Source organism: Lysinibacillus zambalensis (assembly GCF_040183165.1).
GTDB classification, from domain to species: domain Bacteria; phylum Bacillota; class Bacilli; order Bacillales_A; family Planococcaceae; genus Lysinibacillus; species Lysinibacillus zambalensis.
This window is the reverse complement of sequence record NZ_JBEGDG010000005.1, coordinates 161,496-177,432: the sequence shown is the minus strand read 5'-3', so window position 1 is coordinate 177,432 and position 15,937 is coordinate 161,496. Positions and strand designations below refer to the sequence as shown.

Annotated in this window: 16 protein-coding genes; 12 read left to right on the top strand and 4 right to left on the bottom strand. The window is 35.1% G+C overall.

Annotated elements, in window-relative coordinates:
• The first annotated feature begins 54 nt into the window (after nt 1-54).
• The 5 genes from ABNX05_RS09395 to ABNX05_RS09375 all read left to right on the top strand — a co-directional run bounded on the left by ABNX05_RS09395 (nt 55) and on the right by ABNX05_RS09375 (nt 3,488).
• Nucleotides 55-975, top strand: a complete 921-nt coding sequence (locus ABNX05_RS09395; protein ID WP_349659518.1) for a DsbA family protein — start codon at nt 55-57, stop codon at nt 973-975.
• Between the two features lie 59 nt (nt 976-1,034).
• Nucleotides 1,035-1,340, top strand: a complete 306-nt coding sequence (locus tag ABNX05_RS09390) for a monooxygenase (RefSeq protein WP_349659473.1) — start codon at nt 1,035-1,037, stop codon at nt 1,338-1,340.
• Nucleotides 1,341-1,621: 281 nt separating this feature from the next.
• Nucleotides 1,622-2,479, top strand: a complete 858-nt coding sequence (locus ABNX05_RS09385; RefSeq protein ID WP_349659517.1) for an ABC transporter ATP-binding protein — start codon at nt 1,622-1,624, stop codon at nt 2,477-2,479.
• A gap of 4 nt (nt 2,480-2,483) precedes the next feature.
• Nucleotides 2,484-3,098, top strand: coding sequence for an ABC-2 transporter permease (locus ABNX05_RS09380; protein ID WP_349659472.1), 615 nt, complete (start codon nt 2,484-2,486; stop codon nt 3,096-3,098).
• Nucleotides 3,099-3,218: 120 nt separating this feature from the next.
• Nucleotides 3,219-3,488: a hypothetical protein gene (locus ABNX05_RS09375; RefSeq protein ID WP_349659471.1), complete on the top strand. Its 270-nt coding sequence runs from the start codon at nt 3,219-3,221 to the stop codon at nt 3,486-3,488.
• 120 nt (nt 3,489-3,608) lie between these two features.
• On the opposite strand, the gene ABNX05_RS09370 is transcribed toward ABNX05_RS09375, so the two are convergent.
• Complete coding sequence (locus ABNX05_RS09370; protein WP_349659470.1) at nt 3,609-5,237, bottom strand: hypothetical protein; 1,629 nt, start codon at nt 5,235-5,237, stop codon at nt 3,609-3,611.
• Between the two features lie 2 nt (nt 5,238-5,239).
• Entirely contained in the window at nt 5,240-6,016 is a 777-nt protein-coding gene (locus ABNX05_RS09365; RefSeq protein ID WP_349659469.1) for an ABC transporter ATP-binding protein, read from the bottom strand.
• A 503-nt stretch (nt 6,017-6,519) separates the two neighbouring features.
• Between ABNX05_RS09365 and pdxR the strand changes: the two genes are divergently transcribed.
• Both pdxR and ABNX05_RS09355 read left to right on the top strand, forming a co-directional pair.
• Nucleotides 6,520-7,968, top strand: coding sequence for a MocR-like pyridoxine biosynthesis transcription factor PdxR (pdxR, locus tag ABNX05_RS09360; RefSeq protein ID WP_349659468.1), 1,449 nt, complete (start codon nt 6,520-6,522; stop codon nt 7,966-7,968).
• 4 nt (nt 7,969-7,972) lie between these two features.
• Nucleotides 7,973-8,875: a D-alanine--D-alanine ligase gene (locus ABNX05_RS09355; protein WP_349659467.1), complete on the top strand. Its 903-nt coding sequence runs from the start codon at nt 7,973-7,975 to the stop codon at nt 8,873-8,875.
• Between the two features lie 95 nt (nt 8,876-8,970).
• On the opposite strand, the gene ABNX05_RS09350 is transcribed toward ABNX05_RS09355, so the two are convergent.
• Nucleotides 8,971-9,810 (bottom strand): YitT family protein, encoded by an 840-nt coding sequence (locus tag ABNX05_RS09350; protein WP_349659466.1) that lies wholly within the window; start codon nt 9,808-9,810, stop codon nt 8,971-8,973.
• A 373-nt stretch (nt 9,811-10,183) separates the two neighbouring features.
• Here ABNX05_RS09350 and ABNX05_RS09345 point away from each other — a divergent pair, with 373 nt between their 5' ends.
• Together ABNX05_RS09345 and ABNX05_RS09340 are read left to right on the top strand one after the other, a co-directional pair.
• Nucleotides 10,184-10,624 carry an SRPBCC domain-containing protein gene (locus ABNX05_RS09345; protein WP_349659465.1) on the top strand — a complete coding sequence of 147 codons (441 nt, stop codon included), beginning with the start codon at nt 10,184-10,186 and terminating at the stop codon, nt 10,622-10,624.
• Between the two features lie 131 nt (nt 10,625-10,755).
• Nucleotides 10,756-11,340: a cupin domain-containing protein gene (locus ABNX05_RS09340; RefSeq protein ID WP_432760134.1), complete on the top strand. Its 585-nt coding sequence runs from the start codon at nt 10,756-10,758 to the stop codon at nt 11,338-11,340.
• A 64-nt stretch (nt 11,341-11,404) separates the two neighbouring features.
• Here the strand turns inward: ABNX05_RS09340 and ABNX05_RS09335 are convergent, their stop codons facing one another.
• Nucleotides 11,405-12,874, bottom strand: coding sequence for a serine hydrolase domain-containing protein (locus tag ABNX05_RS09335; protein ID WP_349659464.1), 1,470 nt, complete (start codon nt 12,872-12,874; stop codon nt 11,405-11,407).
• 440 nt (nt 12,875-13,314) lie between these two features.
• Between ABNX05_RS09335 and ABNX05_RS09330 the strand changes: the two genes are divergently transcribed.
• From ABNX05_RS09330 to ABNX05_RS09320, 3 genes are all read left to right on the top strand, one after another.
• Nucleotides 13,315-13,839 (top strand): GNAT family N-acetyltransferase, encoded by a 525-nt coding sequence (locus ABNX05_RS09330; protein ID WP_349659463.1) that lies wholly within the window; start codon nt 13,315-13,317, stop codon nt 13,837-13,839.
• Nucleotides 13,840-14,308: 469 nt separating this feature from the next.
• The gene (locus ABNX05_RS09325; protein ID WP_349659462.1) at nt 14,309-14,902 is read left to right on the top strand and encodes an NADPH-dependent FMN reductase; all 594 of its coding nucleotides are present in this window, start codon (nt 14,309-14,311) and stop codon (nt 14,900-14,902) included.
• Between the two features lie 85 nt (nt 14,903-14,987).
• Complete coding sequence (locus tag ABNX05_RS09320; RefSeq protein WP_349659461.1) at nt 14,988-15,926, top strand: ring-cleaving dioxygenase; 939 nt, start codon at nt 14,988-14,990, stop codon at nt 15,924-15,926.
• Nucleotides 15,927-15,937: the final 11 nt, after the last annotated feature.

Below are 15,937 nucleotides of genomic sequence, written 5' to 3'. Positions count from 1 at the left end.
CATTATTTACTAAAATACGATTATAAAGCAATTAAAATGAAAGTGGTGAATATGATGACGAATAATAATAATTTAATTTGCGATTTAGAAACTGGTGTATGTGGTGTTTCGGAAGATGATGAAATGCAGGTGGTTGATTTCAATCAAAAAAGGAAATCGATTGATTTATATTATGTGACAGATCCAATATGCTCGCATTGTTGGGCTTTAGAGCCAGTTCTTCGTCGTTTTGTAGAGCAGTATGGTCATTATGTCAATTTCCATACTTTAATGGGTGGTTTGCTAGAAAAATGGAATGGTTTTGCTGATGTATCTAATGGTATATCAAGTCCATCAGATGTGGCTGGACACTGGCGAGAGGTTGGCGATCATAGTCGTATGCCGATTGATGGTACGCTTTGGTTTGAAAATCCCATTCAATCATCTTATCCTCCTTCTAGAGTCTTTAAAGTGATTCAAAAGCAAGGTGGGGATTTAGCAAATGTGTTTTTGCGCCGTGCAAGAGAAGCTGTATTCGTATTTAATCAAAATATTGCAGAGAAATCGGTATTAATTGAAATCGTGAATAACCTTGGACTTAATGGAGAAAAAGTTGTAAAAGAAGCTGAACTTTCGATTGGACAGCAATTATTAAATGAAGATTTTGAACTAGCTTCAAAACTAGGCGTTAGAGGATTTCCAACGATTATCATGTTGAACGAAGAAAATAAAGGTGTGAAAATTGTCGGTAGCCGAACGTTAGAATCCTATATTGCTGGGCTAAAACAAGTTCTTCATTTAGATGAACTACAACCAAAATCACAACCAGCACTTTTTAGCTTACTTGAGAAAGAAAAGCTCCTTTTTTCGAAAGAGATTGAAGTTATGTATGATATTGAGCAAAAGAACATTCACAAATTTGTGGAGAACGAGCTTTCACCAACTGATTATGATGCGAAAGAATTACTTGGTGAAACTTATTTTGTAAATAAATAAAAAAGTCATTTTTGTATAAAACTAATTGTTATAAAAAAATCAAGAAGGGAGTTTTAATCATGAAATATTTATTACAGGTTGATTTTACAATGGACGGCCCATTCGGCGAAGAAATGTCTACAGCATTCGTTGATTTAGCAAAAAGTATTAACGAAGAGCCGGGTATGATTTGGAAGATTTGGACTGAGAATGCCACGGATAAAGAATCTGGCGGGATCTATTTATTTGAAACCAAAACAGATGCTGAAAAATATTTAGCCATGCATTCAGAACGATTAACAAGTTTTGGTATTACCAATATTCGTGGGAAAATCTTCGAAGTGAATGAAGTATTATCAACAATTAATAATGCTCCAATTAAATAGGTTCCTAGCTAATTAAGGTCATCAGTGGCAGCTTTATCAACTAAATAACTCAGAATTGAAAACATGGGATTGTAATTTAACAGTCTCATGTTCTTTTTTGAGCTTAAAATAATTTATTACTTGCAAAATTAGTCTAGTGTGTATATATTGTATATAAAGTGTATATACATTGTTTTAGGGAACTTAAGAAATACGGATGTATTCTATCTGCTGGAAAGGTTCGTTCGAAAGAAACGGACACTCAAGGAAATGCTTACATTATTGTATACGGAGGATGAATGATGGAAAATGTCATTGAATTACAGAATATTCATAAAGCCTTTAATGGATTTCAGGTAAAGGATTTTTCTATTAACGTCAAAAAGGGCTATGTAACTGGATTTATTGGGGGAAATGGTGCAGGTAAATCAACAACGATCAAGTTGATTATGAACTTATTACAACAAGATAGTGGTACTGTTTCATTATTTGGTATGAAATATAAGGGACATGAAAAAGAAATAAAAGAACGTATTGGGTTTGTCTATGATGAAAATGTCTTTTATGAAAATGTTACGTTAAAGGATATGAAAAAGATTATTAAACCGGCCTATAAAAACTGGGATGATAACACTTTTCAATATTATGTTGAAAAATTCGAACTACCATTAAATAAAAATATGAAGACTTTTTCGAAGGGAATGAAGATGAAAGCTTCGTTAGCTATTGCTCTAGCTCATCATGCAGAACTAATTATTATGGATGAGCCGACTGCGGGGCTCGATCCGATATTTCGTAGAGAGTTACTAAACATTTTACATGAGTTAATGCAGGATGGGGAAAAAACAATTTTCTTTTCGACACATATTACAACAGATTTAGATCGTATTGCGGATTATATTACCTTTATTCATAAAGGAGAACATATTTTTACGAAAGAGTTTTATAAAATTGAAGAGGAATATGCCATTGTAAAAGGGAAGTTAGATTTATTGGATAAAGAAACGGAACAAGAGTTTATTTCGATCCGAAAAACGAATGCAGGCTTTGAAGCATTAACAGCTGATAAAAATCGTGTGGCAAATATATTTGGGGATTCTGTCATTGTGGAAAAACCAACGCTTGAAGATATTATGTATTATACGAAGAAAGGATGGTAACTGTATGTTTAACCTTATATTTAAGGATATTTTAATACAAAAGAAAGTATTTTTAATTTACATTGCTTCTATAATGATTTACTTACTGATAGATGTTTCTCCAATTCCTATTGTAGTTGTATGTAGTCTATCATTTATTAATATGGCTTTGTCTTATGATGAAAAAGATAACGCTAATATTCTGCTCAATTCGCTTCCATATACGAGAAAGGAAATTGTTTCTTCGAGGTATATAGGTGTATTAATATTTACATCACTATTTATAATGCTTACTTACGGAGGGAGTTTCCTGTTAAATGGAAAAGAAACGCCGTTTTCGTGGAAAGCTATATTATTTATTATGGGGCTTGTTATGGTCGCTATTTCATTCATGCTCCCAGTGTTTTATAAATTTAAAAGGCAATATTTAGTGTTTGCTGCAGGTGCTTTATTTGGCATCTATCTAGCAACGATTAAGTTTTTAGTCCCTAATTTAAATGAAACATTAAGGGAATTGACACGAAAGTTCCTAGCTTTACAAGAAACGCAAATGTATCTCGTAGCTATCCTTACAATTGCTATATTGTATATTGGGTCATGGCTACTATCTATCCGTATATATGAGAGAAAAGCTTTTTAAAGCGATTTTTTACTTATAAGCTCCAACAAAAAAACAGCTTCACCCTAATTGGTTAGCTATTAAATAAGTGTAGCTCTGCAAACACATCTAATGAAATGTTTTTATAGGAGGAGGGTAATTATGGGCAAATCGATTGTAAAAGCTCTTATTTCTACATTAGTGACTTTACTTGGAATTTTTATTGTTTTTGGGTTATTGGATAAAATTGAGGCTGGTTTAAGGGGAACTGACAATCTATTTAGCACTTTAGATAATGTAGGCATTACATTTATAAATTTATACAATTTAGAAGCTTATAATATCGGTGCGAGTATTGCTGTAATTATCTCTGTATTACATTTAATTGTTGTTGTAGCTAGTGAGAAAGTTAAAAAAGCTAATGAAAAATAACTTGATCCGATTAGACCAAGTTATTTATACATGATAGTTAATTAAATTTAGCTAGGAGGGGCATCCACTAAGCAAAGGGATGGTTAGTATAGCTTGCTGGATTTTTAAGGTCACTAAATATTACGGTGTTCGTTTAAAAACTAGTTTCCATATAATAAAATTCAAAATAACAAGCACAATTAGATAAATAATTGACCCAAAGGAAATCTGACTAGCTATTAAATAGTGTAGCCCCGCCAGCATACCTAATGGAATTAACAACAAAAGAGTTTTCCAACTCTGGGCATCGCCAACTTCATTATAAGGCTTTGTGAAAGGAATCTTGCTTCCCATTCCGAGGTAACAAATGACTGTGTACATGCAGCTTGCTACTAAAACCGTCAGTAAATCAGGGATAATTCTCGTACCATAAATGAAGCAGAAAATGATGCTCAGAACAATATACAATGGAATATACAACTTTATCAAAAAAGCTTTTAAGCTACCTTTTTTTAAGTTTGTATAATCTTTCATTGGAAAGACTTTATAGATCCAAGCTGCTTTATATTTGCCTGAATGCCTAAGCAAAAGCACAGCTGTCGGAATAATTAGCATGCTGAAATAAATATTTAAATAGCCCATGCTAACGGAATAATCAATAGCTTCGTTCCTTGAAAAAGAAAACATGAAAATAAATGGAATGACAAACGAAAATCCTAAAGATGGATATACTTTCAGCTTAAACTCTCGCTCCTGCTTCATCATAAGGGAGGCGAAGCGGTAAAAAGCTCTTTCTTCATGCGTTCTACAAATGATTGTTAACAAAAGCGACTTAAGTCGATTGTTCTTTTCTTTTTTCGATTTGCTTGTGTTTAATAGTTTTTGTAGATTACGTTCAAAGGTTGGAATTAGCTTTAGGTAAAGCCATATCGAGATGATTGGCATGACGACAGCTAAAATACTAAATATCACCGTAAATAAAGAGATGTCATCGTTTAGCAGTAACTCATAAGGAGCGGCAAACCACATAGGAATGAGAAAAACACTCCACCAATGAAATGTTACGACCATATCAAAATTGACGAATTCAAAGGATCTAATAAGAACTTGATAGCCAATCATCAGCATTAAGGATAAGCCGATTTGTACATAATTGATGATATCTTTCAGCTTTTCACCATCAAAGAATCTTAAAATAGCAATATATAAAACAGCAGTTAATACGACAATAAAAATATTAATTAAAACTAGTAAGAGCAACGTTAAAATAAAGAATACAATTCCTTGGCTGAATAGGCCAACGACTAGGGAGATGGCAGTAAAAGCAATCGTTAAATACGTCAAGTAGATGAAAATATGCATAAACTTGGCTGCATTGATCGTTCTAGCAGAGATAGGCTTGGTCGAGAGAATGCTTCTGTCCCGTACATCCAAAAGTACGGAAGAAAAATCAGAAATCAATGTTGTCATGATGATAAAAATAATCATGGCATAAGTAATACTCATCTGGAAAAGATAGTTTTGACCAAATCCCATAAAAGGAATTAACATAAGCCCAAATAAAACATAAATCCATAAAGATTTGATGTAGCCGTATTTTTGATCTTCTTTGTTTTTATTTGATGCTTGGTTAAATATTGTCGGTACTTTGCGCTCATCCATTGTTAGTTTAATATGGAGGATCTTGCGCATGATGTCGTAATCGACGCCCATTTTCACAAAGATAAATTGAATTTTATCAAGCAATTGTAGGATTTTGAAATCTTTCATGATCATACCTCTTGTACAATAGAAACGAATTTCTCGCCAATTTCCTGATGATCATGGAAGCCTGTCAATTGGTTGAAAATTCTTTCCAGAGTTCCTTCAGTATTGTCTGCCTGTAGTTGGGCAAATGTCCCGTCGGCAGCAATTTTCCCATCATTCAACAGGATGATACGACTACTGATTTTTTCGACAACATCCATGATATGAGAGGAATAAAATATTGTTTTTCCTTGGGCAGCTAATTGAGTCAAAATTTCTTTGAAAATCATCACACTATTCGCATCTAATCCATTGATTGGCTCATCTAAAAATAACAAGTCGGGGTTATGTATAAGGCTAGCGATAATTAATAGCTTTTGCCGCATCCCTTTCGAATAAGAAGATATTCTTGAATGATATGCTTCTCCAACACCGAACAATTCCATTAGGGATTTTGATTTATCAGCAGCCACCTCTAATTCAAGACCATACAGCTGCCCGATGAAGGTTAAATACTCATACCCCGTTAAATTATCATAAACGTCGGCTATCTCCGGTACATAGCCAATTCTTCGTTTATATTCAAGGCTGTCTTTGCCGATATTCTCTCCGAAAAGCTTAATTTCTCCACCGTAATCACCTTCAATTCCTAAAATGATTTTGACAGTCGTACTTTTACCAGCACCGTTCGGGCCGATATAGCCAATGATTTCACCTCTTGAGACGTGCAAGTCGATTCCTTTTAAAATTTCCTTGCTACCATAACTTTTCGTCAAATTTGTAATCGTTAAGATTTCTTTCATGTTGCAACTCCTTTCTGTTTTCCCGTAGTAACAGGCAGTAACAATTGGTGGAGGCTGAAGAAAACCCCCGTCGATTAAAGTTTCACTTTATCTTATGTTTAGTGTAATTGATTTAGATAAAATATCCATAAATATAATATAACATTTAAAAATGTAGAAATATTCCTTTTAAGAAGTGAAGCAGATTCTTTAGAGGGCTGTTAACAAAGAACCGTATATCAAAATGATTACTTATTCCCAGGAAAAAAGTAAGATTAGTGCTTTAAGATCTTATATGAAGTCATGAATATTTTCGAAGTGTTCAATTAGAATTTATTAAATATACAACGATTCATGTTCAAGAATAAAAATAATAAATAGCATATAATAGGTGCAATTCTTCATGCTGAAGGATTGCATTCTTTTGAGGTTGGAACCATACCACTATGAAGGAAAAATACATATACTGTGGACCTTTTGAGTTAGATACGGTTATGCAAAAATAAAGCAAGGAGGTCAAGGAAATGTTTAATGATTTTAAGCTTATCGATGATCGTCCGGTTTATATTCAGTTAAAAGATTATTTGAAAGAAAAGATTATGAAGGGACACTTGCTGGAGCATCAGAAGCTTCCGTCAACCCGTGAACTAAGTAAATTATTATTGGTCAGTAGAAATACGGTACTGAATGCATATGCAGATTTAGAGCAAGAGGGCATTATCTATGCGATAAAAGGAAAAGGAAACTTTGTGGGGAAGGTCGCAACATTGAAAGCACCTTCCATCGAGCTTAAATGGAAGGAAAGGCTTAATAAAGCTACCTTATTAGCTGATGAATTAGATTTAATGAAGCAAGATATTCACTGGGAAAAAGGCATGATTTCCTTTAATAGCGTTGCCCCCGAAGAAAAGCTTTTTGATGTTGAAAATTTTAAAAGAGCCTTTCTGACTCGGATGTCCCTTGAAGGAGATATCGTTTTGAATTACGGATACGCAAAGGGTTATAAACCGTTAATCGAGTACCTTCTTCACTATATGGAAATGAAGGGCGTAGATATTTCCAATAAGGATATTTTGATTACGAATGGCTTTACCGAGGGATTGGATATTTTATTATCTTCTTTAGCGAAAAAATCTGGACGTGTTATTTGCGAAAATCCTACTCATCATGCGGCATTAAAGCTTTTTCGCTTACATGGATTTGACATCCACGGAATCGACATGAAGGATGATGGTATCGATATTGAACAAGTTGAGAGAAGCTTGTCGGAAAAGGAATTTGATTTTGCCTACTTAATCCCGTCTTATCATAACCCGACAGGCATTGTTACATCCTCTGAAAAAAGAGCTGAAATTATTAAGCTTTTTTCACAATATCAAATTCCAATTGTAGAGGATGGCTTTAATGAAGAATTACGTTATTCAGGTTCGCATTTAGCACCGTTAATGACTTTTATCGGTGAGGGCAACAATGTTATTTATATCAGTAGCTTTTCTAAAATTCTTTTTCCTGGCTTACGTGTTGGTTGGATATTAGCAGATAAGGAGCTCATCAATTGTCTGGAAAGTATGAAAAGAGCCCGTACTATTCATACATCGACACTGGATCAGGCTGTCCTTTATCAATATTTACAGGATGGCTATTTTGAAAAATACTTAAAAAAGGCTAAGTTCGTATATAAGAAAAAATATGAACTAGCCCGTCAAGCATGCCATCAATACATTCCCTTTAAGAGAATGACAGGAGATGGTGGATTGCATCTCTTTATTGAGCTAGAAGAATGTATGAATGCACGTATATTATTGGAAAAGTGCTATCAAAAGGGAGTTGTTTATTATCCTGGAGATGTTTTTTACAGCAATGGCGAAGGAAGTAACACATTTCGCTTAGGATTTTCTCGGCTAACAGAAGAGGATATTGTGCGTGGGATTAAGATTATTGGAGATACCTTGAAAAATGAAATGGGGAGTTGAAAATATGAAGGTTGGCGTGATAATGGGGGGCGTTTCCTCTGAAAAGCAGGTCTCGATTATGACAGGAGAAGAAATGATTGCTCATTTAGATAAGAGTAAATATGAAGTTGTACCAATTGAATTACATGATAAAAAAGAGCTTATAGAAAGGGTGAAAAACCTCGATATAGCCCTGCTAGCGCTTCACGGAAAATTTGGAGAAGATGGAACGATTCAAGGTGTGCTAGAAACGTTGGGTGTTCCATATACCGGAAGTGGGATGCTATCTAGCGGTATTTGTATGGATAAAAATATATCGAAAAAAATCTTACGTTATGAAGGAATTGAAACTCCAAATTGGCTTCATCTTTCGAATATTGAGGAGCTTAAGTGGGATGAATTAGACAAAATGGGATATCCGTTAGTAGTAAAGCCTAATTCGGGTGGCTCCAGTGTAGGGGTAAAAATAGTTTATGATAAAGATTCTTTACTCACTTCAGTTGAGGAAGTATTCAATTGGGATGCTGAGATCATTATTGAGAAATATATAAAGGGTGAAGAAATAACATGCTCTATTATAGATGGTAAGCTTTTACCGATTATTTCGATTTGCCATACAGCAACATTTTTTGATTACAAGGCGAAATACGAAGATGCTGCAACGATAGAGGAGGTTGTAGAACTTCCGCCAGCCATACATGACCGAGTTGCTAACGCTGCAAAGGCCAGTTATGACGCATTAAAATGTAGTGTTTATGCCAGAATTGATATGATGCTCAAGGATGGAATTCCATATGTCATGGAGGTAAACACATTGCCAGGAATGACAAAAAACAGCTTACTGCCAAAAAGCGCATCCTCGGCAGGAATGTCTTATACACAACTTTTAGATACGATTATTGAAACTTCCTTACAGGTTAGAGAATAAAGGGTTCAGTGAAGTATGGATGGCTAAAAAACACCTTTAATGTTGATAGGGGATTGAACCCATTTTCAACAAAAGGTGTTTTTCTCAGTTGTCTTTTAAGCCTTTGATAATTCAATAAATCCATGTCCAAAGACATCTCGTACATCATGAATGGCAATAAAGGCATCCTTGTCTATTTCTTTGACGATTTTCTTCAGTTTTACAACTTCTTGTTTACTAATGACAATATACAGAATTTCTTTTTGCTCCTTCGTATAATAGCCATGACCTGATAGGACTGTCACGCCTCGATTCATAAAACCATTTACATGACTGGCAATCTCTTCTGGTTTTTTCGAAATGATTGTAACAGCTTTTTTTGGATTCACACCTTCAATAACAAACTCCATCACCTTAGTACCGACATAAAGCATAATAATAGTAAGCATTAATGCTTCTGCCCCAATAATAAAATAAGATGAAAAAGCAACGATTAAATCAAAAAACAATAAACCATAACTAATACTCCAGCCTAAATATTTATTGGTCATTCTAGCTAAGATTGTTGAACCTGCTGTTGTTCCACCAACTCTTATAATTAAGCCTATGCCAACTCCGGCGAACACTCCGCCAAAAATAGTATTCACGATAATTTCATTTGAAGAAATTGACCACGATTCTGTTAAATGTAAAAAGAGTGAATGAAGGGATACTGCAATAATCGTATAAATAGTCGTTTGTCTACTTAAAAATTTATAACCAACTGCTAATAAAGCTGCGTTTAACACAAGGCTTACAATACTAGGCGACCATCCGAACAAATAATAAGCAATGATTGTTACACCTGTTACGCCACCTTCACCTAAATCATTAGGTATAACAAATAAGTTTACAGCTAGTGCAAAAAGCAACGCTCCGACCGTAATCATTAAAAAATCCATACTGAACTTCTTCATATATACACCACCAAACAAATTGATTATTCCTAAATACATACTATATCAAGTTCTAGTCAAATTATATACTTTTTGGAATGTTCATTTTTGATAAATCTATAATTGATAGTATGTCCTTTATCAGGGGAAATATCGAATTGGAGAGATTGTTTACAAGGCTAGTATTAAACATACCTCTCGAAGTGCTATTCTTCATTTTGGAGAATCGTACTTTCTTTACACTACATTTTCAAAATATAATCTTACATATGGTGAATTAAGAACTGTGTGGGAATAGTAAAAAAGGAAATGGGGAAATTTTAGAAAGAGTTTAACTACTTACAGCAAATGTTTTTGTACCGAGCATAATTTGATAAAAGGATGATGATTAATAATGAATACTGACGTAATTACCAAATTAAAAATCCATAAGCCTGCAAGTGAAGTATTTGAAGCTATTGTATCTCCAAATAAAATCGGGGGCTTTTGGTTCTCAAGTAGTTCAGAGAGATGGGAAAAGGGAAAAAAGCTTACTTTAAAATATGATGAGTATAAAGCAGAGGTTGTTATTACTGTGCTTGATATCGAGATAAATAGGACTATTGCGTTTACTTGGGGAGAAGAACATGGGAACGGAACGATGGTTACAATTACACTTACGGGGGAGGATTCAAATACAGTTATTAAAGTAGTTGAATCAGGATTTAAGGAAGAAAACCCGGATGTAATAGCAAAAATGATGGAACAAAAAGAAGGCTGGGTGTATACATTAACTTGCTTAAAGGGATATTTAGAAAACGGAATAACTACTTTAAGAGCATCGTTAATTCATTAAGAGAATTTTGATGTATAGACCCGTTGTAACAAGTGGACTCCTTAAAGCTATCAGTAGTTCAAAGTGTTATGTCTAACGATGATGTTAAATGGAGTACAATTCCTTAGCAAGTTGCATAGGATGTTCTTATAATGTGTGAGGGGATTGAGAAAATGTACTACATTCCTTATTACGGAAACATGCCTATGTATAACTATGGAGATCACCTAGTTTATTGGACACTTCCTTATCAGGTAGGGTATGCGAACAGCGCTGAACCTTCTCGTTTTTCCAATGGTGGAAGTATTGAATTTAAAGATTATGGAGCTCAGCCACTTGTCATCGATCTTGAAAATGCAACAAAGCAAAACGATACGTATCGTACGGCATTGTGGACGGGAAAGAACTTACAGATTACTTTAATGAGTATTAATGTTGGTGATAATATTGGTTTGGAAGTACACCCAAATGTTGAGCAATTTTTATATATTGAACAGGGTGAGGGACTTGCTCAAATGGGCCCTAGTAAAAGCAATTTAAACTACGAAAGAAGGGTCTATGAAAATTATGCCATAGTAGTACCTGCTGGAACATGGCATAACCTCACAAATACAGGGAATGTGCCACTAAAGCTTTATTCGATATACGCTCCTCCTAACCATCCGTTTGGTACGGTACATGTTACGAAAGCAGATGCTGAGGCCTCGGAAGCAGGATATGGACATGGCGATGAATAATCAATTTTAGATATGTAGCTTTTTCCTCGATCATACAAGTATAACTACAAAAGACAACTCCTACTTAGAGAAGTTGTCTTTTTTGTCGTCGTTTAAATGAAATATATATAGAAAATAAGCCGTTCAAAGTTAAAAGAGTAACCATCATTATAGTCAAAAATGCAATATCAGGAGCAAAATATCTAATCGTATGCCAAGGTGTTTCTATACTATAGCTTAATAATGGAATTGAAATCATGGCTAAAACTAAAAGTATGAAACCGAATATACCCAACACGCCTCTTTTATTCACGTTTTTAGCTTTAACCTTTATTAAAAGATAAATAAACATCACAAAAAGTAAACAGATTATAGCAATTGCTATGATTTGTAATGTTGGTTTATATTTAGGTGCGTCAACAGGCTCTTTCCCATTTAAAATATTGATAATCCCTTGTTTTAAGTAAAGAAGGGACTTTTCCTCTAATATATGACTTTTGTTAGTGAGAATCACACCGCCCCAATCGGTTTCTGGTAGATAAAATACTTCTGAGCGTGCGTCAGGATTTGAACCAGAATGCCATATCATTTCTTCTTTAGATTCAGGATAGGAGATTCGTACACCAAGGCCGTAATATCGAGATTTACTAGTTCGAACAAACGGTGATATATATAGGTTCATCGCATTTTTACTTAAAAAATTGTTTTGCTTATGTTGACTAAGAAGTTTAATATACTGCACCATGTCTGTTGCACTTGCCGTCATATATCCATACGGTGCACCTCCATTATCATAGGTGACTGCACTTTTGACAGGGTGACCAAGCCATGATTGATAACCAGATAAGTATCCATTTTCATAGGCCATGTTACTATTAGCGGCTGCATTTTTCATCCCTAATGGAGAAAAAACTTGATCCTCCATATATTCAGAAAATGTTTGATTAGTCACTTCTTCGATGAGAGCGCCAAGAATAGAAAAGTTAGCATTACTATACTGATGCTTTTCTCCAGGTGCAGCAGTCAGTTTAATATTCGATAAACTTTCTACATTTTCCTTTATAGCACTCAAATCATTAGATTCTTTGTCCGATATAGATAAGCCAGAATAAGTGCTTATCCCACTTATTTGGGTAAGCAAATGTTTAATCGTTATTTGGGAAGCGGCCTTGTTATCTTTAAGTGTAAACCAGGGCATATACTTTTGAACGGGATCATCTAATTGAATGGTGCCTGCATCAACCAATCTCATAATGGCTAAGCCAGTTAACGACTTACTGATAGAGCCGGTTACAAATGGAGTTTCAGCAGTTATTTTTTCTTCGGATTCTCCAGTTACACCCCACGATTTAGAGTAAAAGATATTATTTTTATGAACGATAGCAATAGATGCTCCTGGAATTCGTTGCTCTTCCAAAAAGTTTTCAACATAATTGTCTATAGTACTCTTAATGTCTTGTTCTGCAGCGGAGATTTGTGAGACTGATAGAAATAGATTAAACGGAATTAATAATAAACATACTAATATAGCTTTATATATGGGGGTTGTTTTCATTGTCGTTTTCACCTATTTCCTTTATAAGTTTTCCCTTCATAATTTCATAGTCATGAACTTTAATCCATGAAGTAAATTTAACAAAAATATAGCCCATCACCAAAGCGTGTGGTTGATTTCCGTTCCGACTGGGCGCTTTCCTGGGGGCGTCCGATGAGCCGCTTCGCTGCGCTCCAGGGTCTCATCTGTGACGCTGATCCCCGAGGAGTCGCCCAGTCTCCACTCCAATCAACTTATATACATGATAAACATTTTAACAAATGTCGTCCCTGTCTTTTGGTGAGTAACCAAAAAAATACACTTCTTTAAAGTATATGATATTTGTTGTGAATACTATTCGAAAAACATAGAATTTAAAAGTAACGTATCATTGTACACTACTTAATCTACCCCCACGTTATAGAAATGAGCCCTATTTTATTCATTGGAGGATGGTATGAATGGAATATCAACTTTTAGGAGATGAAGTTGAAGATTTAGTGGAGTTATTAACTCAAAACAAGTGGATTTATCATACTGAACAAAATGTGAAAGAGGAATCCGTTCGAAAGGGGTATGCAGAAGGATACTATTACAGCGATCGCGAGACGTATTGGATCATTGATAATGAAGAAAAGGTCGGGATTATTATAATTCATGACATAAAAGATACAATCCCTTTATTCGATATCCGTTTAAGTACACGTTATAGAGGCAAAGGATACGGAGTAAAAACACTCCTTTGGTTACAAGACTATCTGTTTGGAGAAAAAGGTAAGATTCGTATCGAAGGATATACGAGAGTCGATAATATCGGTATGAGAAAATGCTTTACGAAAGCTAGCTTTGTGAAAGAGGGCTATTTAAGAAATGCCTGGGAAAATGCAGATGGGACTATAACTGATAGTATTCTATATGGTGCAATAAAAGATGATTGGATTTTAGGTAGAACAACTCCTATTAAGATGGATGATGTACCTTTTTAAAATAAAGTATAGGTTGAAAAGGATGATGAGAAAGAAGAGACTTATATTGGGCGAAAAGTAAACAAACCTATTTAGGATAGATATCCTTATCATGTTAATTATAGCTATATTACTATTTTAGGTCAGCTTGTCTATTCGTGAGGAGCTGTTGATTTTTCACGGAGAGTGGCGACTCCTGCGGGATGAGCTTGGGCGGAAAGCCCCGCAGGAACGGAGTGACGAGGAGATTGAAGCCAAGCCCGCGGAAAGCGCCAACTCGGAGTGAAAATCAACCTTTGCTTATTGATACGCATTATTCTAGATTTATTCCTTAGCTTTTTTTATATACAAACATGTTGACGTAAATTAACCCATCGTGTTATTATTATCTCGAATTCAAGATAACTTAATTCAAGATAAACGAATTCGAACCTTTTAATCCGTGTAAAAAGTAAAATTTAACGTTTTACAGCATAAGGAGGTAATCATAATGGGTTTTTTAAATAAATTATTTGCTTCAAAAAAAGAGGAGGAAAAAACAATGGCAGAATTAAATATCGGAATTATTATCGGATCAACACGTGAAGGTCGTGTAAGTCCGCAAGTAGCACAATGGGTAAAAGAAATCGCAGATCAACGAGGAGATGCTAATTATACAGTTATTGATATTGCAGATTACAAATTACCTTTACTAGGTGAGCCAGGGCAAGATGCTTCAGGTGCTCAAGCTTGGTCAGAAATTATTGCAAAACAAGATGGGTTTGTATTCATTGTACAAGAGTACAATCACTCTATTACAGGTGCTCTAAAAAATGCACTAGATTATTTACGTGAAGAATGGAACAACAAAGCTGCAGGTATTGTTTCTTATGGCTCTGTAGGTGGTGCACGAGCAGCTGAACATTTACGTGGTATTATGGGTGAACTTTTAATTGCAGATGTCCGTGTACACCCAGCATTGTCACTATTCACAGACTTTGAAAATGGTACTGATTTTAAACCAAAAGAAGTGCAAATAGATTCTGTTAACCAAATGTTAGATCAATTAATTCCTTGGTCAAAAGCTTTATATACAATTCGTTAATAATCATGTTCGAAGATTGAGGTAGAACGGTATTGGGTAAAGTAAAGGTGAGAAAATATATTTAATCATGAAGGGGCTTGTTAACATGAAAAAACATACTGCGGGTATTCACCATATCACAGCTATTGTAGGGCATCCACAAGAAAATATTGATTTTTATGCTGGTGTACTAGGCTTGCGTTTAGTTAAACAAACAGTAAACTTCGATGATCCTGGCACATACCATCTTTACTTCGGTAACAAAGGTGGTAAACCTGGTACAATTATTACATTCTTTCCATGGGCAAATGCTTATCAAGGACGTATTGGTGATGGCCAAGTTGGTGTAACTACTTATGTTGTACCAGAAGGAGCACTACCATTTTGGGTTAATCGTCTTGCGAAATTCACTATTCCATTCCAAAAAGCTGAACGCTTTGGTGAACAAGTATTACAATTTGATGATCCACACGGACTTCATATTGAATTAGTGGCACGTGCAGAAGGCGAATTGAATGAATGGACATTTGGTGAAGTAACTCCTGAGGTTGCCATTAAAGGATTTGGCGGTGCAACACTGTATTCAAGTCACCCAGAAGAGACAGCAAAAGTATTAACTGAAGTTATGGGTCTTGAAAAAGTAGCAACAGAAGGCGAGTATACTCGTTACAAATCCAGCGCAGATATTGGCAATACAGTGGATTTAAAAGTTGTTCCTGGTATGCGCGGTCAAATGGGCGTTGGAACAGTTCATCATATTGCCTGGAGAGCACAGGATAATGTGGATCACCTAGAATGGCAAGAGCACGTAATGAATCATGGACAACATGTAACCGAAGTGAAAGATCGTAATTATTTTAATGCGATTTATTTCCGTGAACCCGGTGAGATTTTATTTGAAATTGCGACAGATCCACCAGGATTCGCTCATGATGAGACACCTGAGACAATGGGAAGCCAATTAATGTTACCATCTCAATACGAACAGCATCGTGAACAATTGGAAAGAACATTAATTCCAATCGAAGTGCGTGCACTTGATTAAAGGAGATGGGA